We start from the raw sequence: 24,554 nt of genomic DNA, 5'->3' as shown, positions 1-24,554 counted from the left end.
ACGCGGCGGAACAAGTCGCGGGGCTTGATTCCGCCGCACTTGTTCCTATCGTGCAATTCTCATTCGTCCTATGTCCCCTGCAAAGCCAGGGCGTCCCCGCCTAAATTGGACGTCAAGCAGCGGCCCGGCCATGGGCCACCGGACATCAGGAGAACGAGATCATGAACATCGCAGACATCGAAACCATCCCTCTACGCATTCCGTTCAGCGCGGGCGGCAAGTCGGACGACGCCGTGTGGGGCAAGCGCGGCCTGCAGACCGCCGATTCGCTGGTGGTCAAGGTGACCACCGATACCGGTCTGGTCGGCTGGGGCGAAACGTTCGGCTTCCATACGGTGGCCCCGGCGCGCATCGTTATCGACACCATCCTCAAGCCCGAATTGGTTGGCCGCGATGCCACCCAGATCGAGCGGATCATGGTCGAGATGCAGAAGAAGTTCCACGTATTCGGCCGCAGCGGCGCGTTCCTGCACAGCCTGTCCGCGATCGATATCGCGCTGTGGGATATCGCGGGCAAGTCGGCCGGCCAGCCTGTGCATCAGCTGCTCGGCGGCACCGACGCCACCTCGCTGCGTGCTTACGCAAGCCTGAGCCGCTACACGGATCCCGAGCTCGTGCGCATCAACGTGCAGCGCGCGATCCGCGACGGATTCCGCCATCTGAAGCTGCACGAGATCGAAGTGCCCGCGGTGCGCGCCGCGCGGGAAGCGGCCGGTGACGATATCGAGATCACGCTCGACGTCAATGCGCCGTGGTCCGTGCGCGAGGCATTGGACATGGCGGAGAAGCTGCGCCCTTACAACCTGCGCTGGCTCGAAGAGCCGGTGTGGCCGCCCGAGAATTACGCGGGCCTCGCGCAGGTACGGCGCGACGGCGGCATCCCGGTCGCGGCCGGCGAGAACGCCTCGACGTTGATGGACTTCCAGCATCTGCTGGCGGCGGGCGCGGTCGACTTCGTCCAGCCGAGCCCCGCGAAGATGGGTGGCATCACCGAGCTGCGCAAGATCTATGCGCTGGCCGCGGCCCACAACACCACAGTCATGGTGCACACGTTCTACGACGGCCCCGGGCTACTCGCGAGCGTGCATGCCAGCGCCGCATTGGGTGGCCGCAATGCCATCGTCGAATGGCGCTACTTCGACATGGAAGCGCAACTGTACGGCGACGCGATCCTGCCGCGGCAGGGTGCCATTGACGTACCGCAAGGTCCGGGCCTTGGTCTCGAGCCGATACCCGAGGTGATCCGCGATTATCGGATTGCCTGAACCCATCCTCCCGGAGGAGACCATCATGCTGGAACATATTGCAGGACCACTGGTACCTGTGGCCTTCGTCATCGTGCTCGGCTTCGTTGCCGGCAAGCGCGGCAAGCTCACCCACACGGACAGTCTGCTTATCAGCAAACTGGTGCTGAACTACATCTTCCCAGCGCTGCTGCTGGCCGGCATGGCCAGCACGCCGCGCGCGCAACTGCTCGACTATCGTTTCGTCATCGCCACGTTTATCGGCCTGATGGGCATGTACGGCATTACCTTCGTGATCGGCTGGCTGCGCCACCGCGAACTGAAGGCTGCCACGCTCAAGGGCTTCGTGGTCGGCTTTCCGGATGCCGCGTTCATGGGCATTCCGATTCTCGGCGCGATGTTCGGGCCGTCCAGCCTCTACTCGGTGCTCGTGCTGAACATCGTGGCGAGCCTCGTGATGATTCCGCTGACGACCACGCTGCTGACCATCGCCGCTGGTAACGGTGGCGGTGCGCGGGCCTTCGCCGACAGCGTACTAAGCGCGGTGCGCCGCCCGCTGCTGTGGGCACCGGCCATCGGCATCGCCATGTCGCTGCTGCAGATCAAGCTGCCGCCACTGGCCGCCGAATCGCTGAACCTGATCGGCAAGGCCACGCCGGGCGTGTCGCTGTTCGCCCTCGGCCTGATCATGTCGTCGGTGCGCCTGAACCTCTCGCGGGAGGTATGGGCCAACATGGGCCTCAAGCTGTTCGCCCACCCCGCGCTGATGATCGCCGCGACGATACTGCTGTCAGTCAGGGGCGTGTATGCGCAGCAGATGATCCTGCTGACCGCCCTGCCCTCGGCGACTATCGCCGCGATGTTCGCCAACGAGGCCAACGCCTATCGCAGCGAGGCCGCCACCACGATCCTGGCCAGCACCGTGGCGTCGCTGGTCACGTTTCCGATTGCGATCTGGCTGATCGGCAACGGACTGGCTGCATAAGCCGGCGCTCAATTCAGCGCCATCTCCTGATGCGGCCCGAAGAACTCGGTATTGCAACGGTCCGCCGGCACGCCGAGTTCCACCAGCAGTTTGATCACGCTGGTCATGAACGGTGCCGGCCCCACGATATAGACATCCACATCGCGCTCGGCCGGCAGCGCGCTTGCCAATAGCTCGCGCGATACGCGCCCCGGTGCAAGCCCGCCCGGTACCGACGGATCCTCGTCGTAGAACAGCGCAAACTTCACGCGCGGACACGCGGCCGCCAGCTCTTCCACCCGCGCGCGAAACGCCTGCACCGCCGGGTTACGCGCAAAGTGCACGTAATAGATATCGCGCGCGCCATGGTGCGTGGCGGCCTCGAGCATCGCCATCAGCGGCGTCTGCCCGACGCCGCCGCCGATCAGCACCAGCGGGCGCGTGCCCTCCACCAGCTGGAACACGCCGGCCGGTGCGGTCAACTCGACGGTATCGCCAACCTTCGCGTGCTCATGCAGGAATCCCGAGACCACGCCACCGGGATCGCGCTTGACGCTGATGCGGTAGCGCTTGCCGTCGGAGATGGCCGATAGCGAATAGTTGCGACGCAGCGGCGCGCCATCGACGACGACCTGTATCGCGATGTACTGCCCCGGCGCGTTGACCATGACCGGCCCGCCATCGGTCGGCTCCAGATAGAACGAGACGATCTCCGCGGACTCCACCACGCGCTCCGCCACACGAAAGGTGCGGAAGCCGCGCCATCCGCCCACCGTCGCGGCCTGGCTGCCATACATGTCCTGCTCGGCCGCGATCAGCATGTCGGCAAGCTGACCGTACGCGGCACCCCATGCTTCGAGCACGACCGGCGTGGCCACTTCGGACCCGAGCACCTCCCGGATCGAGCGCAACAGGTATTCGCCAATGATCGGATAGTGTTCGGGCTGCACCTGCAGCGACACGTGCTTGTTGACGACGCGCCCGGCCAGTTCGCCCAGCGCGTCGAGCTGATCGATATGTTTCGCATACATGAGCACCCCGCCCGCCAGTGCGCGCGCCTGTGCGCCGCTGGCCTGATGCGCGCTGTTGAACATGCCACGCAGGTCAGCGCGTTCCTTCAGCAGCAGGTCATAGAAGTAAGAGGTCAGCGCCTCCCCGCCTGCTTCGAGCAGCGGGACGGTGGACGTGACGATTTGCTTGTGTTCGGTCGATAGCATGTCGTTCTTCCTGTTCTGGGGACGCCATGGTTGGCGTACTCAGCGTAGGCCGCAAAGCCGGGCATGGCAACGCGCATGGCAGCGGGCACGTCAACCGGCACGTCAACCGATCGCTGCCATCGGTTAAGTACCGTGAAATGATGCAAAGCGGCCTCGCGGCCGCTGCATGGCTGCTCTATGTTGTCTGAAGGCAGGGACGCGTCAGCTACGCCGTCGCTTGAAAGCGTGCGATCTTGAAACCGCGCACGACTGTGTGACAGGGCAGGCGGCATGTCGGTCGCATGATGAGCCACATGTGCTGGCGCAAGCCCGCCGACCCCACGTCCCCGGAGCGCAGAAATGAGTCAGGAAAAGCCGCGCATTGCCCCCTACACCCACGCCGCCGCGGGCTGGGGTGCCATCAAATATGTTGCGCTCAGCCTGCTGCGCGAGCGCGTCAACGGTCTGAACTACCGTGCGCTGTTCTATCAGAACCAGCCCAACGGCTTCGACTGTCCGGGCTGCGCGTGGCCCGATCGCGAGCATGCGTCGACGTTCGAGTTCTGCGAGAACGGGGTCAAGGCCGTGGCGGCGGAGACCACGAGCAAACGCGTGACGCCGGAATTCCTCGCGGCCAACACCGTCGAGGCGCTGATGAAGCAGACCGATTTCGAGCTCGAGCAGCACGGGCGGCTATCGGAGCCGATGGTCTACGATCCGCAGACCGACACCTATCGCCCGATTGCATGGGACGCCGCGTTCGCGCTGATCGGCGAGCAGCTGCGCAGCCTTCCGTCGCCCGATCAGGCAGCGTTCTATACGTCCGGCCGCGCGAGCAACGAAGCCGCGTTTCTCTATCAGTTGTTCGCGCGCGCGTACGGCACCAACAATTTCCCCGATTGTTCCAACATGTGCCACGAGGCGACCAGCCGCGGGCTGCCGTTCGCGGTGGGCGTGGGCAAAGGCACGGTGACGCTGCAAGACTTCGAGACTGCCGATACGCTGCTGCTGTTCGGCCAGAATCCGGCCACGAACCATCCGCGCATGCTCGGGGAACTGCGCGAATGCGCGAAGCGCGGCGCGACGCTGGTATCGATCAATCCGCTGCGCGAGCGCGGGCTCGAGCGCTTTACCAATCCGCAGAGCCCGGTCGAGATGCTGACGATGTCCAGCACCAATATCTGCTCCGTTTTTGTGCAACCGAAGCTCGGCGGCGATTTTGCCTTGATCAAGGGCGTGGCCAAGCGCGTGCTGGAGCTCGATGACGAAGCGGTGGCGGCCAATCGTGAACGCGTACTGGACCTCGACTTCATCGCCAGCCACACCAATGGCTTTGAGGCATTCGCTGACGATCTGCGCAAGGAAGCGTGGGAGACCATCGAGACCGAGTCCGGGGTGCCGCGCGAGGAAATCGAGGGGCTCGCGCTGATCTACGTGCGCGGCAAACGCGTGATCTGCACCTGGGGCATGGGCCTGACCCAGCACAAGCATTCCGTGCAGACCATCCAGTTGCTGGCCAACCTGATGATGATGCGCGGCAATATCGGCCGCGAAGGTGCTGGCCTGTGCCCCATTCGGGGGCATTCGAACGTGCAGGGCAATCGCACGGTCGGCATCGAGGAGAAGCCGACGCAGGCGTTCCTCGATCGGCTCGGCAGCGTGTTTGGCTTTGAACCGCCACGCGAGCATGGTTACGACGTGGTGGAGTCCATCGAGGCAATGCGCGCCGGCAAGGTCAAGGTGTTTATTGCGCTGGGCGGCAACTTCGCGATGGCCTCGCCCGATTCCGAGATTACGTGGGATGCGCTGCGCTCGTGCGACCTGACGGTGCATATCGCCACCAAGCTCAATCGCAGCCACCTGATTCACGGCAAGGCCGCGCTGATCCTGCCGACACTCGGCCGCACCGAGATCGACATGCAGGGTGGCGTCGCACAGGGCGTGACCGTGGAAGACTCGGTCGCCATGGTGCATATCTCGTATGGCATGAAGCAACCCGCCACGCCCGCGCTGATGTCCGAGACCGCGATCGTCGCGAACATGGCCAACGCGACGCTTGGCGAGGACAACATTCCGTGGCGCTGGTATGCGCAGGACTACAGCCGCATCCGCGACAAGATCGAGGCCGTGGTCGAAGGCTTCGAACAGTACAACGCGCGCATCGCCCATCCGGGTGGTTTCCATATGCGCATTGCGGCACGCGAGCGCGAATGGGATACCGCGTCTGGCAAGGCCGAGTTCCTCGTCAATCCGCTGGTGGTGGACACACCGATCCGGCGCGCGCAGGCCCGCTTTGGCGAGCGCGCGATGGTGCTCATGACCACGCGTTCGCACGATCAGTACAACACCACCATCTATGCGCTCGACGATCGCTATCGCGGCGTGTTCGGCCAGCGCCGGGTGGTGTTTATCAACCGCGACGACCTGGCGATGCTCGGCTTCAAAGCCGGGGAATGGGTCGATCTCACCACTGTGTGGGATGACGGCGTCGAGCGGCGCGCGCCAGGCTTTCTGCTCGTGGAATACAACATTCCACGTGGCTGCATTGGCGCCTACTATCCAGAAACGAATCCACTGGTGCCGCTCGACAGCGTCGCGGACGTCTGCAATACGCCGACATCGAAGTCGATCCCTGTACTGCTGCACCGGACCGCGGCGCCCGTCGAACGGGTAGCGGCCTGATTCCCACTAGCGCCGCCGCTCGTTCACTCGGGAAGCGGCGCACAACCTCAACTGGCAGGAGCCTTGATATGAAAACTCTCATTACGCTGGCGGCAGTCGTAGCGCTCACCGCGGGGGCCGCCGGGGCCGCGTTCGCCGGCACGCCGCAGGACCGATACAACCGTTCTGGTAGCGGCGCCGCCACGGGCAACGATCCGGAGCGCATCAGCAACCGGGACGGCTACACCCCGGACGCAAACCGCGCCGGCGACAAGTTCGATCCGTACACGCAGGGTGCCAGGCAAGGTACGGGCAGCGCACTCGTGGACGACAACGCGAAGGCTACCAAGAAGACAAAGCCACAGAAAAAGCCGATGGCCAAGCCGATGAGCGACGCGGGCACGAAGTCGCAGTAAGGCTGTGCAGCGTCACTGGGGTGACGCTGCGGGGCAACACTCGATTGCGCTCGATGGCGGCGGTATCAGGCGGCTTTTGAGGCCAGCCCTTTCCCCAGCGCCTCCAGACCATCTTCGTAGATCTTCTGGAAGATGGCGCTCGCCTGTTGATCGGTCACGCCTGGGTTCGGCGTGAACTCGCCCGACCATTCCACCCGCGACTTCCTGCCGCTATCGACGGCGACGACGCGCAGCGTCGAGAGGTAGTTGGTCACGGGAAACGGCGCCTTCAGGATGGCGTAGCTGTAGGTGCGCTGCTTCTCGTCGAACGCGATCAGCCGCTCGACGATCGGATCGCCATCCGGATTGGCAAGGTGGCGCACGCGTCCACCCTCCGAGAGCTCGCTCTTCGGGATATACGGCAGCCAGTCGGGCAGCGAATCGAATCCACCGATCAGGTTCCAGACGGCATCGGGTGCTACCGCGACCTCGATACTCGTCGATGCTTTGGCCATGTCATCTCTCCATGAGGTTCAGACGTTCGGACGTTCGTTCGGGTTGAGGATCAGCGATCGATCGGCAACGGCGCTTCCGGCGACACCAGACCCTGGCTGCGCAGATCGCGCCAGAATTCCGCCGGGATGACCGCTTTCAACGCCGCATGATCCTCGGCGATGCGCTCTGGTTTGCTGGCGCCCGGAATCACCGCCACCGAGGCCGGATGCGCGAGCGAGAACTGCAGCGCCGCCGCCTTGATCGGTACCTTGTATTGGTCCGCGAGCGCGCGGATGCGTTCCACCCTGGCGAGGATTTCGGGCGAGGCCTTCTGATACTCGAAGTGCGTACCGCCGGCCAGCACGCCCGAGCTGTATGGGCCGCCGACCACCACCTCCACCTTCTTTGCCTCGCACGCCGGCATCAGCCGTTGCAACGCCGAGGCATGATCGAGCAGCGAATAGCGGCCGGCCACCAGCAACGCGGTCGGCCGATGTTCCTCGAGATCGACCGCGAGTTCGCACGGTTCGACGCGATTGACCCCGAGCCCCCACGCCTTGATCACGCCCTGCTCCTGCAACTTGCTGAGCGCGCGGAACGCGCCGGTGCGGGCGGTCTCGAACTGCTGCAGCCAGCCATCGCCATGGAAGTCCTTGGCGATGTCGTGAATCCAGACATAGTCGAGCCGATCGACGCCCATGCGCTTGAGGCTGTCCTCGATCGACTTCATTGCGCCGCTTTCGGTGTAGTCGTAGACGATCTTGTTGGGACGGCCATGTTCGAATAGCCCGCCCTTCTCGCCAAACTCGCGCTTGCCGGTCTCGACTTCGTCGAGGATCAGCCGGCCGACCTTGGTGCTGAGCACGTACTCGTCGCGCTTGCGCTTCGACAGCACCTGCCCCAGGCGAATCTCGGAAAGCCCGGCGCCATAGAACGGCGCCGTATCGTAATACCGTGTCCCCAGTTCCCAGGCCGCGTCGACGGTCGCCTCGGCCTCGGCGTCCGGAATCTGGCGGAACATGTTGCCGAGCGGAGCGGCGCCAAAGCCGAGCGGCCCATTGGGTAACGTGTCGCGGATGCTCATTTCAATCTCCAGGGTGGATGTGCTGCGATGAGTGCGCGCCCGGCTCGGTGTTGCCGCCGGTGCGATCTCAATGTGGCACGCCCCTGTCGCGATCGCCCGTTAACGCTGGTGAACAGTGGTGAACGGTGGCGGCGACACTCTGGAAGCCGACAGTCTTCCGCATCCCTTTTACTGAAATTAACCCAGCTTAACCACGTCTTGCGGCCGCTACGTTTAAAACAAAAGCCAGAGGACGGGAACGTTCTGTCTACTTCTCCCGGGCCAGCCGTACAGGATCATCAATGAGCGAGACTTATTCGTTTGGGCCCTTCCAACTCTATACGCAGTCGCGCATTCTGGAACGTGCCGGCGCGGCGATAGCGATGGGCAGCCGCGCGTTCGACATGCTGGTGGCCATGGTCCAGCGTCCGGGGGAGGTGCTGTCCCATCGCGAGTTGATGGCGCTGGCCTGGCCCGAACTCGTGGTGGAGGAATCCAACGTCCGCGTGCAGATGGCCAAGCTGCGACGCGTGCTGGGCTGCGGCCAGAACGGTACGCAATACATCGCGAGCGTGTCGGGCCGCGGCTATTGCTTTGTTGCACCGCTCACCAACCTGCCCGTCATGCGCCCTGACGACAGCGGTTGCGACGACACCAACCCGGACACGCATCGTTGTGGCCTCTGGCGCGCGGCACCGGCACCGCTCAGTCAGGCCATCGGCCGTTGCGAGCACCTTGGCGAGCTTTCACGCGCGCTGCGCTGCGCGCGGGTCGTGACAGTCGTGGGTGCCGGCGGCGCGGGCAAGACCACGCTGGCCGTCCTGCTGTGCCATGCGATGCGCGAGTTCGCCGGTGCCACCTGCTTCGTGGACTTCAGTGCCGTCGCGCATGGCCCGCAGCAAGGTGCCCAACTCGGCGAGACGCTGGCCCGCGCGTTCGGACTCGAGATCGATACGCACACCGGGGATGCCCTCACGGGGCAGGTGCTGAAAACGATTGCAGCGCGCAGAATGCTGCTCGTGCTCGACAATTGCGAGCACGTCATCGACGACGTCGCGCACTTCGTCGAACAACTTGTCTTATGCGCCCCGGAGGTGCGGATCGTGGCCACCAGCCGCGAGGCGCTACGCGTGAACGGCGAACGTATCTATGCCATCCCGCCACTGGGTCTGCCGCCCCTTGCCGGACCGCTGACCGCGCAGCAGGCAATGGCCTTTCCGTCGGTCCAGCTGTTTATGGACCGGGCAATGGAAGGCGGTTACGACGCCGCGCTGGCAGACCGGCACGCGGCGGTCGTCGCCGGCATCTGCCGCCGGCTCGATGGCAACCCGCTGGCGATCGAACTGGTGGCCAGTCGCGTGGCGCTGTATGGCATCGACGGTGTGGCGGAGCTGCTCGGCAATCAGCTGATGCTGTCGTGGCGCGGGCGGCGCGATGCCCCGGCCCGGCACGGGACCGTGGAAGCCACGCTCGACTGGAGTTGCCACCTGCTGCCTGCCAGTGACCGCAGGGTGCTCCATCGCCTCTCCACCTTTACGGACGAGTTCACGATCGACGCGGCGGTCGCGGCAGCGGTGGACGAGGGCGATACGCGCGGCACGATGGCGGTCACGCAGTCCATCGCCGATCTCATCGAAAAGTCGCTGATCGCGGTGCGCGCCATCGACGGCAAGACCACGCTGCGCCTGCTCGACACCACGCGCACGTATGCGGCTACTCGACTACAACCCGGGCTGTAACCCCAATGAGTGAGGCGTCACGGTAATTCACAACGTTTAACCCATACGGTGCCGTGCACTCCCCTAGGCTGGTGAAAGTGATCGCGGCAGCAATCTGCCCAGCGTACAGCCGACCATGAATCGAGGGGTCCCAATGACCGCCAAGCTTTGTAATGGAGTGCCCGCGGCCGGATTGCCCGCAGCCGCTGCATCCACGCTTGCCGCCAACGTACGCGCACCTGCCATGGCACCGGTCATGTCACCGCGCCACGCGTGCCGGCGTGGTCGCGCGCCGCGCCGGCCGCGGCTGCTGCGCCCGGTCATCGTCGACGGTCTCGAACTGACCAATCGCATCGTCATCGCGCCGATGCGGCAATACGCCGCCATCGACGGTTGCATGAGCGACTGGCATCTGATTCACCTCGGACGGCTGGCGCTGTCGGGCGCGGCGTTACTGTCGATCGAACATACCGCGGTCCTGCCCGACGGGCGCGCAACCCATGCGGATCTGGGCCTGTGGAACGCCATGACGGAAACGGCCATGGGACTCACGCTGGAGAGCCTGCGGCGCTGGTCGGACATGCCGATCGGTATTCTGCTGAGTCATGCCGGACGCAAGGGTTCTCTCGATCTGCCCGCCAACGGCGGCGCGCAGATCGCGCCCACCGCGGCGCTCGGCTGGCAGACCCTCGCGCCATCGGCACTCGCGTACGACCACGGTCACGTGCTGCCGGAAGTCCTCGATCATCAGGACATGCGGACTATTCGCGACGCCTTTGTGGCCGCCGCGCGCCGTGCCGTTCGCATCGGCATCGACGCCGTCTATCTCGACGCGGCTGGTGGGCATCTGCTGCACCAGTTCCTGTCGCCGCTCTCCAATCGGCGTAACGACCTCTATGGCGGCACGTTGCAGAATCGGTTGCGCTTTGTGCTCGAGGTATTTGCCGCGGTACGCGAGGTGGTGCCGCCCGGGCGGCCGCTGGCGTGCCGCATCCCGGCGTGCGACTGGGTCATGCAAGGCTGGGATGTCGAGCAGTCGAGCGTGCTGGTGCGCTGCCTGGCCGCGCAGGGTTGCGACGTCATCTACGTCAGCGCGGGGGGCCTGCTCGCGGCTGAGGACGTGCCATACGGCGCGGGCTATCTGGTGCCGCTGGCGCGCGCGCTCAAGCAGGAAACCGGGCTGCCGGTGATCGCGACCGGATCGATCACGGGGTTCGAGCAAGCCGAGGCGATCATCGGCACCGGCGATGCCGACCTCGTGGCCATCGATCAGGCTATCCTCGACGACCCCTACTGGCCGCGCCATGCGGGTGTGCAACTGTGCGGCCGCGCGCAGGCGGCGCATCCCTGGGCACGAGGGCAAGATGGCGGTCAGGGCAGTGGCTGGTCATGGCAGGCTGATTAGCGATTACGCCCCCCTGCGCGACGTACACCTCAGATACTGCCGTAGCACCGTTCTCCTATACTGCGAGGATGCTCGCGCTGCCCCGCGTGGCGTTGACAGACCATCACTGTCTCGGCGTACTGTGACCCTCGACTCTGCCAAGTCTTCTCCCCTCCCATCCCCGACGCAGGACCTCGCCAGCGCGTCGGTGTTCACGTTCGGACCGTTCCGGCTCTATCCCGCGCAACAGTTGCTGCTGAAGCACGATGCGCCCGTTCATATGGGCGCGCGCGCAATCGAGTTGCTGGCCGCGCTGGCCGAACGCAGCGGCCAACTCGTGCTCAAGGGCGAGCTGATGGCGCGCGCGTGGCCCCACACCGTGGTCGAGGAAAGCAATCTCAAGGTGCACATGACCGCGCTACGGCGCGCGCTCGGCGACGGTCAGGATGGCCAGCGCTATATCGCCACCGTGGTGGGACGCGGTTACCGGTTCGTCTCGCCGGTGGTCAGCGGCACCTCGCCGATGCAATCGCCCATGCCGGCGGCGCCACCTTCGCGACTGCCGGCACTGACCACCTGCGTCGTGGGCCGCGACGAGGCGATTGCCGCGATCGGACACCAGTTGCAGCACCATCGTCTGGTGACGGTGCTCGGCCCCGGCGGCATCGGCAAGACCACGGTCGCGCTCAGCGTCGCGCAGGAGGTGGCTGCGCGCAACGAGGCGGATGTTCGCTTTGCCGACCTCGGCGTGCTGGCCGACAGCCGCTTTGTCGGCCATGCGATTGCCGCCGCGATCGGCCTCACGCTGCAGGGGGGCGACAGCCTCGCCACCGTGGTGCGGGCGCTGGCGCTGGCGTTGCGCGGACACCCCACGCTGCTGGTGCTGGACAGCTGCGAGCTTGTCATCGACGACGTGGCGGCACATATCGAGCGCATGCTGAATGCGGTACCGGAACTGCGCATCCTCGCCACCAGCCGCGAGACGCTGCGCGTGCGCGGCGAATGCGTTCATCGCCTCCATCCACTGGAGCTGCCCCCACCGTCGCCTACACTGAGCGCCGACCAGGCGCTGTCCTATGCCGCAGTGGACCTGTTCGTGCGGCGTGCCGCGGAATGCGTCGACGACTTCCGCCTGCGCGACGAGGATGCGCCGATCGTCGCCGACATCTGCCGGCGGCTCGACGGCATCGCGCTCGCGATCGAACTGGCCGCGACGCGCGTGGACGCGTTCGGCATCCGCGAGCTCCAGTTGCTGCTCGACGATCGCTTCCGTGTGCTGCGGCAGGATCGCCGCGGCGCCTTGCCCCGCCATCGCACGCTGGGCGCGGCGCTCGACTGGAGCTACAACGCGCTGCCCGCCGACGAGCAGGCCTTGCTGCGCAGCCTGTCGGTCTTTGTCGCGCCCTTCACGCTGGAGTCGGCGGTGGCGCTGCATGGCCTGCATCACGGCGCTACAGCGTTGCCTGCGGCAACGTGCATCATCGACAGATTGGCCCGGCTGGTGGCCAAGTCGCTTGTCGTTGCCGACCTCAGCCTCGACGTCGTGCACTACCGCCTGCTCGATACCACGCGGGCCTACGGTCAGCACAAACTGCTCGAACACGACGAACTCGACCTCTGGCTGCAACATCACGCGCAATTGACCATGCAGCGGCTGGCGAGCGCGGAGGCGGAAGGGGAGAAGCGGCCGACCGACGAATGGCTGCACGATCATCATCGCAAGATCGACGATGTGCGCAGCGCATTGCGATGGGCCTTCGCCGCCGAGGATGCCATGACGAAGGACATGGCCATCGCGCTGACACTCGCCGCGATTCCGCTGTGGATGCATCTGTCGCTGTACGAGGAATGCCAGCAGTTCGTGCGCCGGGCCCTGCTGCGGGTCGATGCGGAAGCGGATCCGGTGGTCGCGATGAAGCTGACCGGCGCGCTCGCGGCGGCGCTGCTGTATGCCACGGGCTCCACCCCGGAAGCGGGCGCGGCGTGGCAGCAAACGCTGGAATTCGCCGAACGCACCGGCGATGCCGAGCATCGGCTGCGCGCGCTATGGGGTCTGTCGGTCTATCACACCTATCGCGGCGAACATCGCACCGCGCTGGAGATCGAAGCGCGGTTCCGCAAGCTCGCCGATGAAACCGGTGATCAGTCGGCGCAGTACGGCGTCGATCGCATGACGGCGACGTCGCTGCGTTACCTCGGCGATCAGACGCGCGCGCAAAGCCATCTGGAGCGCATGCTCTCGGCCTACGTCACCCCCGCGCGCCGCTCGCATATCGCGCGCTTTCAGCTTGACCAGCGCGCCGCGGCTTACGGCACGCTGTCCAACGTGCTATGGCTGCGTGGCTATCCGGATCGCGCCGTAACGGCGGCAAGGCATGCGTTCACGCATGCGCAGATGACCGAGCATGCGTTGTCGATCTCGAACGCGCTGGTCCATGCCACGTGCTCGATCGCCCTGCACGTGGGCGACTATGATGGCGCGCGTCATGGCCTGACGCTGTTGCGCGAACATCTTGCACTGCATCCTATCGGTTACTGGAATGCGTTGAGTGTCGCCCTCGACGGGCTGTTGCGCATCGCGCTGGACGATCGTAGCGGCATTGCCTTGCTACGCGAATCGCTCGACGAGCTCGACATATGCGGATTCCGGCTGCGCTTTCCGGCATTCCTCGGTGCGCTGGCTCAGGGGTTGGGTGCCGCGGGGCATCTGGCGGAAGCGCATGCCACCATCGACGCGGCCATCACCTCGGCCGTCAGCAGTGGGGAATGCTGGTGCCTGGCGGAGCTGCTGCGCATCAAGGGCGAGTTGTGGCGCGTGGACGCGCGCCACGAGAATGCCGAGACCTGCTTCCTGCGCTCGCTCAGCACCGCGCGCGAAAGCCAGGCTCTGTCGTGGGAACTGCGCGCGATGACGAGCTATAGCCAGCTCCTGAGCGAGCATGGCCGCAACGCCGAGGCCGCGTCCGCGCTCGCGGGCGTGCTTGGACGATTCACCGAAGGCTACGGCACCGCGGATCTGCAACAGGCACGTACGTTGATTGGCAGCCTGCGCGACCACCTGCGGCACGACACCATCGGCTGATTGCCGTGCGGTGCCGTGCCGCGAGATGACGGCGCGGAAGTGTCAGCTCAGCCCGTACGATTTGGCCCCGGTCCCCGCGAGATTGCCACCATCGACGATCAGGTACTCGGGCCGGATCGGCCGTCCCTCGAAGAAGCATTCGAGAATTTCAAGCGTACCGGCCGCATAGCGCGCCTGCGCGGACAGCGAGCTGCCCGACATATGCGGCGTCATGCCCTGACGCGGCATCGTGCGCCACGGATGATCGACCGGTGCCGGCTGCGGCGCCCAGACGTCGCCCGCGTAGCCGGCAAGCTGACCCGACTGCAGCGCGCGCACGATGGCATCGCGATCGCACAGCGCACCGCGCGCGGTGTTGATCAGATAGGCGCCGCGCTTGAACTGCGACAGCATTTTCTCGTCGATCATGCCCTGCGTGGCGGGATACAGCGGCGTCTGCAGATTCACCACATCGCACACCTTGACCATCGACTGCGGCGAGTCGTGATAGGTCAGGCCGAGTTCCGCCTCGACCTCCGGCGCGAGCCGATGACGATTGTGATAATGCAGCTTGACGTCGAACGGCTTCAGGCGGCGCAGCACGGCGATACCGATGCGCCCGGCAGCGATCGTGCCGAAATGCATGCCCTCGAGGTCGTAGCTGCGGCTCACGCAATCCGCGATATTCCATCCGCCGTTCACCGCATATTGATGCGCGGGCAGATAGTTGCGCACCAGCGACAGCACCATCATTACCACGTGCTCGGCCACGCTGATGCTGTTGGAGTACGTCTCCTCCGCGACCGTGATGCCGTGCTCGGCCGCCGCCTTGAGGTCCACGTGATCGGACCCGATACCCGCGGTCAGCGCGAGCTTGAGCTTCTTTGCGCGCGCGATGCGCTCGGCCGTCAGATACGCGGGCCAGAACGGTTGCGAGATCACCACGTCGGCGTCCACGAGGTGCCGATCGAACATCGAGTCCGCACCGTCCTTGTCGCTCGTGACCACCAGCTCGTGACCGTGTTGCTCCAGATAGGGCCGCAGGCCAAGCTCGCCGGACACGCAACCGACCATCTCGCCGGGCTTGAAGCCCAGCGGACTTTGCGGGGAAGGCACGGTCTGCCCGTTGGGATATGCCTCGATCTTCGGCACATCGTCCCGTGCGTATTTGGGGGGATAGCCCGTTACCGGGTCCGGATACAGAACGCAAAGCACCTTCGCCATGTCCACCGCTCCTGAAAGCCATCTGGTAAGCCAATCTCGTCGTGCGCATGTCCGCGCCCTACCGATATAGCAGCCGTCAGTCCGGGGAAGAAGGTGGATTCACGCTTGTTCGCAGCGCTTCACGAAACGTGAACCTGTGAATGCGGAAAGGTCATCGTGACCGCTCAAATTCGGTGGCGACTTCGTCCGAAAAAAGCTAGTTTCGGACGGAGTCGGTAAAGCCGCCACCGAAGGCGCGATACAGCATGACCCGCGCCTGCAGACGCGCCTGTAGCAGGCGTACCGCCTGATCCTGTGCGGCATAGAAGGCGCGCTGGCTGTCCAGCAGCACCAGCAGGGTGTCCGCGCCAGCGCGATAGCGGGCTTCGGAGAGTTGTGTGGCGCGTCGGGTTTCTTCCAGCTCCACATGCTGCTCTTGTGCCTCGGCGTCGGTGCCGCGAGCGGCGCTGAGAGCCACCTCGACGTCGGCGAACGCATCGATGATGGTCTTGCGGTACTGCGTCAGCAGCGCGTGGCGCTCTGCCGCGGCGAGGTCGCGTGTGCCGGCCAGACGGCCGCCCTGGAAGATGGGCGCAGTGAGTGCGGCGGCGAGCGTATAGATCGGGCCTTCGAACAGCGTGCCAACTTGCAGTCTGGACACCCCGAGTCCGGCGCCAAGGGTCACGCTTGGGAACATCGCCGCGCGCGCGGCGTTGAGGTTGGCGTCGCCGGCGGCCAGGCGCGCCTCCGCGGCGGCAATATCGGGGCGGCGTTCCAGCAGCGTCGACGGCAGATCGGCGGCGACCAGCGGCACTTGCAGTGCGCCCAGGTCTACGGGCGCCGTCAGCGTGACGGGTGCCGGCTCCGCCAGCAGTGCGGCAAGCGCGGTGCGTGCCGCCTCTTCCTGCTGCCGTAGCGCGGGGATCGTGCGGCGCTGGGCGGCCACCAGCGCGCGCTGCTGCGCGAGTTCCAGTTGCAGCGCGGCGCCGGACCTTGCGCGCGCTTCCACCAGCCGCAACACACGCTCGGCGTTCGCCAGATTGCGCTCGGCAATGACAATCCGCTCCTGAAGCTCGCGGCTCTTGAGCCATACTGTGACGACGCTCGCCGCAACGGTCAGGCGCGCCACGTCCTGATCGAGACGTGCGGCCAGCAGATCCTTGCGTGCCGCGTCGCGCTCGGCGCGGTAGCGTCCCCATAAATCCAGTTCGTAAGTGGCGACGAACGCGGCGTTATAGGCGTTGCCCTGCGTGGCGCGGTTGCCGCCCAGGCTTCCCTCCCGATTGATATCCGCGGTGGCATTCAACTGCGGCCACAGTGGCGCGCCGGCGATGCGGGCGCGCGCCTCCGCCTGTTCCACGCGGGCAATGGCCGCGTCGATGTCCAGACTCCGCTCCAGTGCCTGCGCCACCAGCGCGTCGAGTTCGGGGCTGCCGAATCCGCGCCACCATTCACGCGGCATCGTGGCGTTCGGCTCCGTCTGCCCGAGCTGCCACACCTCGGGTATCGCCACTGCACGCGATGCGGGGACTTGCTGAATGGCACAGCCTGCCAATACTGCGATGCTCGCCCAGACGTGCGCGCGCAACAGGCGATAGAACACGTGACGCCACCGCTTGCGATGCATGGTCACTCTCCCGTCAAGGCGACGACGGGATCCAGTCGCGCGGCGTTGCGGGCCGGCATAAAGCCGAAGATAAGACCGGTCAGCACCGAGAAGCTGAATGCCAGCGCGCACGCCGCCGTGGAAAACAACACCGGCACGCCGAACAGTTTGAGCCCCAGCACCGTGACCAGCCCAAGCAGCAGACCGATGCCGCCGCCGACGGAGGTGACGAGCATCGCCTCCGCCATAAACTGGCGCAGGATGTCGCGCTGACGCGCGCCGGTGGCCATGCGAATGCCGATCTCGCGCGTGCGTTCGCGCACGGTCATCAGCATCACGTTCATCACGCCGATGCCGCCCACTACCAGTGACACCGCGGCAATCAACCCCAGCATCACCGTCATCGTCTGCGCGGTTGCCATCTGCACGCGGATGGCCTCGGCCTGATTCCAGATGCGTACGTCGCGGGACCGGCGCTGGACCGCGAGGCGCGCTTCGATCTGCCCGGCGGTCTGACTGGCGCGATCGGTGTCCTGGATCTGCACGGCGATCCATGTCGGATTGGGATGTCCATACAAGCGCGAGATCGCCGAGGAGAGCGGCACCACCACGCGATCGTCCTGATCCTCACCACCAGAAGACCCTTTCGCGGCGAGCACGCCGATCACCTGAAACGGGACCTTGTCGACCAGAATGTCCTGCCCCACCGGGTTGCTGCCATCAGCAAACAACCGCTTGCGCACGGTTTGGCCGATCACCGCCACCTTGGCCACCTGCCGCTCGTCGACCTCGTCGAACATGGCACCTTCGATCACCGGCCAGCGTAGCGTCTTGCTGAACTCGAGCGTCGTCCCACCGCCTTCGGTGTTGTGGTCGACGCTGCCGCGCTGCACCACCACGCGGTCTTCGATATAGGGCGCAACCGCTTCGACGTTTGGCGTGTCGGCAATCACGCGCACGTCGTCGAGCGTCAACGGGGCTCCGCGCTCGCGCGACGAGACCGGGTTCGCCGCCACGAACATCGTGCGCGAGCCGAAGGTTTCCATGTCTTCCATGACTTTCTGCTGGGAGCCGTTGCCGACTGCGAGCATCACAATGACCGACGCCACGCCGATCACGATGCCAAGCAACGTCAGACTCGTACGAAACCGATTGCCCCACATCACGCGCCATGCGGCGCGCATGGCTTCGCGCAGATCAGCGATGGCACTGGCCTGGCCATGGGCGCCGTGGGTGCGCACGAAAGGCGCGCTGCCCACGCGTTCGGCCGGACCGCCATCGCTCGTGACCATCCCGTCTTTCACTTCGATCACGCGCGGTGCCTGCACGGCAATCTCGCGATCGTGCGTGATCAGGATGACCGTATGGCCCTGGCTGGCGAGTTCGCGCAGCAGCGCCATGACTTCGGCGCCGCTGGCGCTGTCCAGCGCCCCGGTGGGTTCATCGGCCAGCACGATGCGCCCGCCGTTCATCAGCGCGCGCGCGATGGCCACCCGCTGTTGCTGGCCACCCGACAATTGGCTTGGTTTGTGGTCGAGCCGCGCGCCCATGCCCAGTCGTTCCAGCAACGACGTGGCACGCGCGCGCCGCTCTGCCTCGGGGGTGCCGGCATAGAGTGCCGGGATCTCGACGTTCTCACGCGCGGTCTCGCTGGACACGAGGTGGTAGCCCTGGAACACGAAGCCGAATGCCTCGCGGCGCAACCATGCCAGGGCATCGGCGTCGAACGCGGAGACGTCCCGGCCATCGAACAGATACTGGCCCGACGACGGGCGGTCCAGGCAGCCGAGGATATTCATCAGCGTCGATTTGCCGGAGCCGGAGGCCCCGACGATCGCCACGAATTCCCCAGCGTGGATCTCCAGCGAGACGCCGCGCAACACGTCGGTGGCGGGGGCACCATGGCCACCGCCACCATAGGACTTGCGGATGCCGCGCAGCGCGATCAGCGGCGTGTTGACCGTCGTCACGAACTGGCCTCGACCAGCACGCGCTCACCCGGGCGAAGCCCTTCCAGCACCTGCACACGGAAGCGGTTGCGCACGCCCGCACGGACTTTGCGCGACTCCACCTGGCCATCGGCATGCAGCACGCGCACGGTATAGAGGCCAGGGCCCTCCGCGGGGGTCAGCGCCGCGGCCGGCACCGACACGGCATCACGCGCGGTGGCTTCGAGGAACGTGACTTGCGCAGTCATTTGCGGCATCAGCTCGCCGTCTTCATTGCCGACATCGAACAGTGCGGTGTAGACGACCACCTTGCCCGCGGTCTTGGGCGTACTGCCCGTCGCCTCGCCCGAAGCCTTCTCTGGCGGCGGTGGCGGCGCGGGCAGAACCTGGCGGACCTTGCCCTGCCAGCGGCGGCCGTCACCACCGAGCGTGGTGAAATAGACCGGCATGCCGGCTTTGACGCGGCGCACGTCGGCTTCCGCCACCTCGGACCAGACGGTCATCGTACCGAGGTCCGCCAGGCGCAGGATGTTCGGCGTCTGGTACGTGGCGTTGAGCGTCTGCCCCTCGCGCGCCTCCACCGACACCACGGTGCCCGCCATCGGCGCAAAGATTCGCGTATAACCCAGCCGCGCTTCGTCCGCCTTGAGCGTGGCCTGCGTCTGGGCGATCTGCGCGGCGATATTGTCCATGCGCGCGGCAGCGGTGGCCTGATCCGCTTCGGCAGCCTGCATATCTTCCTCGCGCGTGGCATCCTCCGCCGCGAGCCGGTGCTGACGTGCCAGTTGCTGAGCGGCCTGTCGATGACGGGCCCGCGCCTCCGCCAGCTGCGCGCGCAGCGCGTTCAGCGACGCGCGGCCAGCATCCACGGTGGCCTGTTGCACGCTGGGGTCGATCTCGACGAGCAGTTGCCCCTGCTTGACGACCTCGCCCGGCTGAATATGGATGCTCTGAATCTGCCCGGACACCTGCGCGCCAACATCGACATAGCGATGGGGCTGCAGCACGCCCAGCGCAGTCACGCTCGATTCGATCGTGGCGAGGCTCACTTCGGCGAACTCGCGTGGCGGTGTGGACCGATGGGTAAGGCCCATGGTGACGGCCGCGGCAATGCCGATCGCTACCGCGGCCAACAGCCAGCGATGCCGGCCGCCCTGCTTGACCGCATTCAACACCGCTGCTCCTCTTGCGACTGCGGCACACCAATCTCGATCTCCCAATGGCCCGCATCGGGAAAGCCGCATTGTTCCAGCGCCTGCAATAGCAGATCGCGCTTCGCCGCATTGTCGATCGTGACCCATTCCCCCTGCGATACCCCGCGCAGACGGACGTTCTGTTCGAGTGGCGACACGACGCGGCGCCGGTACACCGCGCGCGGGGTACGCCCGTGCTCATGCCAGACCCGGACCACGACCCGGTGGGCTTCGAGCAGCTTCAATTGCCGGTACACGGTGGCGATGCTGAGCGACGGCGAATCGCCACGCCGCAGGATGCGGCGGTAGATATCCTCGCCGCACAGCCAGCCATCGCCGATCTCGACCAGCACGCCAAGTACGTTCAACAGCTTGGGGGTGGGCTTGACGCCCGCGGCAGTCAGTTGTTCGCGCAGATCCTGCGCGTCATCCAGAGCAAGCATGGGTCCTCACGCGGCAGCGACGTTGACGGTATTTTTCTCCTGCACACCTTCCTGGCTGACGATCCGGCCCGCCTGCATCGTGATGACACGATCGGCCAGATGGAAATACCGGTCGTCGTGCGAGATCGCGATAACCAGGTGGCCCCGGTTGCGCAGCTCGGGCAACAGTTCCGTATAGAAGAGCTGGCGGAACGTCGGGTCCTGATCCGCCGCCCATTCGTCGAACACGAGCACGGGCCGCCCCTCAAGATAGGCATGCACGAGCGCCAGCCGCTTGCGCTGCCCCGTGGACAGATCGAGCGTGCTGAATGCGCCGTCCTTGACGCGCACCTTGTGGGCGATCTCCAGTCGCTCCAGATAGGGAATCGCCGCTTCGGGTAACGCCGCGATCCCCCCCGCATGAGCGCCTCCTTGTGCCACCAGATCCTCGAACAGATAGAAGTCCGCGAACACGGTGGTGAACAACTGGCGATAATCGTCGCGGGTCTGCGCGGACACCACCACACCATCGAGCAGCAACTGGCCTTCATGCGGCGCATACAGGCCGAGCAGCAATTTGATGAGCGTGGTCTTGCCCGAGCCGTTGTCACCCACCACAAACACCAGCTCTCCCGGACGTAGCGTCAGGTCGATCGGACCGAGCACGAATGGCTGCACGCCGTCCGCGGCGTCGAAGGCATAGCGCACGCCGCGCATCTCGATGGCGCGATGGAAATGGACCTCGGCCGGCGGTTGCTCGAGCACGAGGTGCGGCTCCGGGTTGGCGAAGCGCGCGGACAGGTCCGCGATGCGCGCGAACGCGACCTTGGCACGCCCGATGCCGGGTAGCGCGCCGACGATCTGGTCCACCGGGCCTTTCAGAAACAGCAGCACGAGCACGAAGCCGCTCAGCACGCTCGGCTCCACGTTGCGCATCGCGGCCCAGCCCAGAATCACCGCGATCAGCAGAAAGTACAACGCCGAGCCGAAGGCGGTGGCCACGACGTAGGTATTGATGGCACGTCGATTGATCTGGCGAATGGCTTCGACGATGCGCTCCACCTGCCCGCTCAGAATGCCCATGCGGCGCGCGCGATGCATGCGCAATTCCTTCGCGCCCTCGCTGATGCCGCGGAACGCCTTGTGCAACTGTTCTTCGTGATCGCGCGCCTGCCAGAATCCCGACATCGCATGGGACATGGCCCGCGTCTGGATGCCCGCGCCGATCACCAGCATGACCACCAGCAGGCCGAACAGCGGCAGCGACAGGATCGCGAGATAGGTCAGGCAACCCGTCACGACAGCGCAGGAAATCACGGTGGCGGATAGCGAAAATGCCACGTCGCTGATCATATCGACGTCCTGCGTCAGCACGGGCATCAGGCGATGGGTGCGATATCGCTCCAGCGCATCGATCGGCGCCGACAGAATTTTGCGTGCGAGGCTGGTGCGCACGCTGGCGACGAGGCGCTGACCCACGAGGTTGGTGGAGACGTCGGACACGGCACGTCCCACCAGCGCCACCACGCAAAGCCCAGTGAACGTCAGCAACAGGCCGCCAGCCATGCCACCCTGGCGGTTCAGTACCGTATTGATCGTCGACAGCAGCGCTACCGTGGCGACCCCGGCACCCATGCCGGTGACGGCGGACAGCGCGATCCACGCCAGGAATGGTTTAAGCAGGCGAAACACTTCTAGAGCGGGACGATGAGACGATCGCATGAGATTCCGTTGCCGCGGCGGCGGCACAAGACGGCGCAGCGCACCGGACATACGCTAGACGAAGCCGTCCACCGAATGTTCAGGTCTGGGAATTTATGAACACGTCGCAAATTCCTGAACATTCACGCGCGCCGGTCGTCTTCTACGGGCATGGACACCCAACTATCTACTCCCAGCGCGGAACTCATGATGCAGTGGCAACGCCCTGCCCCATGGCTTGCCGCGCCACGCGAGCCGTTTCCGCAGGTGCACGTGATGTCCGATGGCAAGCGCCATCCACGACGCCCGCCCAAGCAACAGGGTGTGGTCTATGCGCGTGAGATTCCATGGCTCGGTCAGACCCTGACGTTCCGCGCGGTGGACGTGGAAGCGGACGTCCCGTTGCTGCACCGCTGGATGAACGATCCCGTCGTCGCGCATTTCTGGCAGGAGGAAGGCGATGCGGCACACCAGCGCGCCTACCTCGAACGCGTGGCGGCGGACCCGCATGCGACAGGGCTGATCGGCTGCTTCGACGGCGTCCCCTTCGGCTACTTCGAGACGTACTGGGCGCGCGAAGACCGCATCGCGCCGTTCTGCGATGCCACCGACTACGATCGCGGCTGGCACGTGCTGGTTGGCGAGGCGCGCTTCCGCGGACGACAGTGGCTGACCGCGTGGATGCCATCGATCTCGCATTACCTGTTCCTTGACGACTGCCGGACCCAGCGCGTCGTCATCGAGCCGCGCGCCGACAACCTGAAGATGCGCAAGAGCCTGAGCCGTTGCGGCTATGCGCTGATCAAGGAGTTCGATTTTCCTCACAAGCGCGCCGTGCTCGGCGTGCTGTTGCGCGAGCGCTTCTTCGGTGAAGCCCTCTGGATGCCGCAGACCCCGGATGGCCTGCAGGACACCCCCGCAAAACCCCATGACCTCATCGCCACGACCTCCTATGCAAGTTCATGACCTGATCGGCATCGGCTTCGGCCCCTCCAACGTTGCGCTGGCCATTGCGCTGGAAGAGCAAAACCACGGTGGCCAGGCGCTTTCGACCGTTTTCCTCGAGAAGCAGCCTGCGTTCTCCTGGCACCAGGACATGCTGCTCGATAATGCGCATATGCAGATCTCGTTTCTGAAGGATCTGGCCACGCTGCGCAATCCGTCGAGCCGGTTCACCTTTATCAACTATCTGCACGAAAAAGGCCGGCTACAGGATTTCATCAACCTCAAGACCTTCTTCCCGAGCCGCCACGAGTTTCACGATTATCTGGCGTGGGCCGCGTCTCATTTCGAAGATCGCTGCGCCTATGGCGAGGAGGTGGTCGAGGTGGTGCCCGAGGTGCAGAACGGACAGGTTGCACTGTTGCGGGTGCGGTCGCGCACGCGCGATGGGGAGTTGCGCGAGCGCCTGGGCCGCAACCTCGTGGTGGGCGTGGGCGGCACGCCCAATATTCCCGAGGTATTCGCACCGCTGCGTGGCAGCCCGCGCGTGTTCCATTCGAGCCGCTATCTGCGCAGCATCAGCGAGCATGCGCAGCCGCGTCGCATCGCGGTGATCGGCGCGGGCCAGAGCTCGGCGGAACTGTTTATGGATCTGCATGGCCGCTACCCGTCGACCCGTATCGACCTGATCATGCGTGGGCACGCCATTCGCCCGTCTGACAACAGCCCGTTCGTCAACGAGGTCTTCAACGCCGAGTTCGTCGACCACGTCTATCACCGGCCCGATCACGAACGCGATGCCATGTTGCGCAGCTACTGGCATGCGAACTACTCCGCGCCGGACCTCGCCATCATCGAGACGATCTTCAACGTGTGCTACGAGCAGCGTGTGCGCGGCGAGGAGCGTCATCGCATCCTGCGCCGGCATGAGGTGCTCGGCGCGCGGGATCTGGGCGGCAGCATTCGCCTCGAACTGCAGGATCTGGACGCCGGCCCTGAAGCCAGCCACGCCAACCAATCCAACGAGTATGACCTCGTGGTACTGGGCACCGGCTATGAGCGGCGCCAGCATCGCGATCTGCTCGCATCGCTGGCGCCCTGGGTGGGCGAGATCGCGGTGGACCGCAACTATCGCGTGTCAACGCCGGCCGAGTTCCGGCCCGGCATCTTCCTGCAGGGTGCATGCGAGTCGAGCCATGGTCTGAGCGACACGCTGCTGTCGGTGACGGCCGTGCGTACCGGCGAGATTACTGCGGCGCTCAGCCCCGCTCCCCTTGGCAACGTGCCCCCTGCCCCTTTGGGCAATCATGGCCCGAGCCGGCGCAACGTGGCCTACGCCGCGCGAATCTGAGCCTCG

The 24,554-nt window shown here is 65.5% G+C and carries 17 protein-coding genes and 1 pseudogene; 9 read left to right on the top strand and 9 right to left on the bottom strand.

Annotation, left to right across the window (positions count from 1 at the left end; genetic code table 11):
• The first annotated feature begins 161 nt into the window (after nucleotides 1–161).
• Nucleotides 162–1,265 (top strand): mandelate racemase/muconate lactonizing enzyme family protein, encoded by a 1,104-nt coding sequence (locus tag LDO41_RS01805; protein ID WP_223981102.1) that lies wholly within the window; start codon nucleotides 162–164, stop codon nucleotides 1,263–1,265.
• 25 nt (nucleotides 1,266–1,290) lie between these two features.
• Nucleotides 1,291–2,229 carry an AEC family transporter gene (locus LDO41_RS01800; RefSeq protein WP_223981100.1) on the top strand — a complete coding sequence of 313 codons (939 nt, stop codon included), beginning with the start codon at nucleotides 1,291–1,293 and terminating at the stop codon, nucleotides 2,227–2,229.
• Nucleotides 2,230–2,237: 8 nt separating this feature from the next.
• Here LDO41_RS01800 and hmpA read toward each other — a convergent pair whose 3' ends face one another.
• A complete protein-coding gene (hmpA, locus tag LDO41_RS01795) occupies nucleotides 2,238–3,425 on the bottom strand; it encodes an NO-inducible flavohemoprotein (RefSeq protein WP_223981098.1) in 1,188 nt (395 codons plus the stop codon).
• A 339-nt stretch (nucleotides 3,426–3,764) separates the two neighbouring features.
• Between hmpA and LDO41_RS01790 the strand changes: the two genes are divergently transcribed.
• Both LDO41_RS01790 and LDO41_RS01785 read left to right on the top strand, forming a co-directional pair.
• Nucleotides 3,765–6,086 carry an FdhF/YdeP family oxidoreductase gene (locus LDO41_RS01790; RefSeq protein ID WP_223981096.1) on the top strand — a complete coding sequence of 774 codons (2,322 nt, stop codon included), beginning with the start codon at nucleotides 3,765–3,767 and terminating at the stop codon, nucleotides 6,084–6,086.
• A gap of 68 nt (nucleotides 6,087–6,154) precedes the next feature.
• Complete coding sequence (locus LDO41_RS01785) at nucleotides 6,155–6,481, top strand: hypothetical protein (RefSeq protein ID WP_223981094.1); 327 nt, start codon at nucleotides 6,155–6,157, stop codon at nucleotides 6,479–6,481.
• A 65-nt stretch (nucleotides 6,482–6,546) separates the two neighbouring features.
• On the opposite strand, the gene LDO41_RS01780 is transcribed toward LDO41_RS01785, so the two are convergent.
• Together LDO41_RS01780 and LDO41_RS01775 are read right to left on the bottom strand one after the other, a co-directional pair.
• Nucleotides 6,547–6,975, bottom strand: coding sequence for an SRPBCC family protein (locus tag LDO41_RS01780; RefSeq protein ID WP_223981092.1), 429 nt, complete (start codon nucleotides 6,973–6,975; stop codon nucleotides 6,547–6,549).
• 50 nt (nucleotides 6,976–7,025) lie between these two features.
• Complete coding sequence (locus tag LDO41_RS01775) at nucleotides 7,026–8,039, bottom strand: aldo/keto reductase (protein ID WP_223981089.1); 1,014 nt, start codon at nucleotides 8,037–8,039, stop codon at nucleotides 7,026–7,028.
• A 281-nt stretch (nucleotides 8,040–8,320) separates the two neighbouring features.
• Between LDO41_RS01775 and LDO41_RS01770 the strand changes: the two genes are divergently transcribed.
• The 3 genes from LDO41_RS01770 to LDO41_RS01760 all read left to right on the top strand — a co-directional run bounded on the left by LDO41_RS01770 (nucleotide 8,321) and on the right by LDO41_RS01760 (nucleotide 14,202).
• Nucleotides 8,321–9,757, top strand: coding sequence for an ATP-binding protein (locus LDO41_RS01770; RefSeq protein WP_223981086.1), 1,437 nt, complete (start codon nucleotides 8,321–8,323; stop codon nucleotides 9,755–9,757).
• 235 nt (nucleotides 9,758–9,992) lie between these two features.
• A complete protein-coding gene (locus LDO41_RS01765) occupies nucleotides 9,993–11,141 on the top strand; it encodes an oxidoreductase (protein WP_377741170.1) in 1,149 nt (382 codons plus the stop codon).
• 121 nt (nucleotides 11,142–11,262) lie between these two features.
• The gene (locus LDO41_RS01760) at nucleotides 11,263–14,202 is read left to right on the top strand and encodes an ATP-binding protein (protein ID WP_223981081.1); all 2,940 of its coding nucleotides are present in this window, start codon (nucleotides 11,263–11,265) and stop codon (nucleotides 14,200–14,202) included.
• A 42-nt stretch (nucleotides 14,203–14,244) separates the two neighbouring features.
• Here the strand turns inward: LDO41_RS01760 and LDO41_RS01755 are convergent, their stop codons facing one another.
• The 6 genes from LDO41_RS01755 to LDO41_RS01730 form a co-directional block, all read right to left on the bottom strand.
• The gene (locus tag LDO41_RS01755) at nucleotides 14,245–15,405 is read right to left on the bottom strand and encodes an NAD-dependent formate dehydrogenase (protein WP_223981077.1); all 1,161 of its coding nucleotides are present in this window, start codon (nucleotides 15,403–15,405) and stop codon (nucleotides 14,245–14,247) included.
• Between the two features lie 196 nt (nucleotides 15,406–15,601).
• Nucleotides 15,602–17,011: an efflux transporter outer membrane subunit gene (locus LDO41_RS01750; RefSeq protein ID WP_223981075.1), complete on the bottom strand. Its 1,410-nt coding sequence runs from the start codon at nucleotides 17,009–17,011 to the stop codon at nucleotides 15,602–15,604.
• A gap of 2 nt (nucleotides 17,012–17,013) precedes the next feature.
• On the bottom strand, nucleotides 17,014–18,960 hold the full coding sequence (locus tag LDO41_RS01745; RefSeq protein ID WP_223981072.1) for an ABC transporter permease: 1,947 nt from the start codon (nucleotides 18,958–18,960) through the stop codon (nucleotides 17,014–17,016).
• Nucleotides 18,957–20,033 (bottom strand): efflux RND transporter periplasmic adaptor subunit, encoded by a 1,077-nt coding sequence (locus tag LDO41_RS01740; RefSeq protein ID WP_223982320.1) that lies wholly within the window; start codon nucleotides 20,031–20,033, stop codon nucleotides 18,957–18,959. Before LDO41_RS01740 ends, LDO41_RS01745 begins: the two co-directional genes overlap by 4 nt.
• A gap of 74 nt (nucleotides 20,034–20,107) precedes the next feature.
• Nucleotides 20,108–20,575 (bottom strand): transcriptional repressor, encoded by a 468-nt coding sequence (locus LDO41_RS01735; protein WP_223981068.1) that lies wholly within the window; start codon nucleotides 20,573–20,575, stop codon nucleotides 20,108–20,110.
• Nucleotides 20,576–20,581: 6 nt separating this feature from the next.
• Nucleotides 20,582–22,276 (bottom strand): cyclic peptide export ABC transporter, encoded by a 1,695-nt coding sequence (locus LDO41_RS01730; RefSeq protein WP_223981065.1) that lies wholly within the window; start codon nucleotides 22,274–22,276, stop codon nucleotides 20,582–20,584.
• Between the two features lie 195 nt (nucleotides 22,277–22,471).
• On the opposite strand from LDO41_RS01730, the pseudogene LDO41_RS01725 reads away from it, so the two are divergent.
• Nucleotides 22,472–23,221: pseudogene (locus LDO41_RS01725) on the top strand (GNAT family N-acetyltransferase); the annotation flags it as partial.
• Nucleotides 23,208–24,548, top strand: coding sequence for a lysine N(6)-hydroxylase/L-ornithine N(5)-oxygenase family protein (locus tag LDO41_RS01720; protein WP_223981062.1), 1,341 nt, complete (start codon nucleotides 23,208–23,210; stop codon nucleotides 24,546–24,548). The pseudogene LDO41_RS01725 and the gene LDO41_RS01720, both read left to right, overlap by 14 nt.
• Nucleotides 24,549–24,554: the final 6 nt, after the last annotated feature.

It is taken from the genome of Cupriavidus pampae (genome assembly GCF_914271485.1).
GTDB lineage: Bacteria > Pseudomonadota > Gammaproteobacteria > Burkholderiales > Burkholderiaceae > Cupriavidus > Cupriavidus pampae.
Note: the sequence above shows the minus strand (reverse complement) of the source record. Positions and strands in the feature narration are given on the sequence as shown.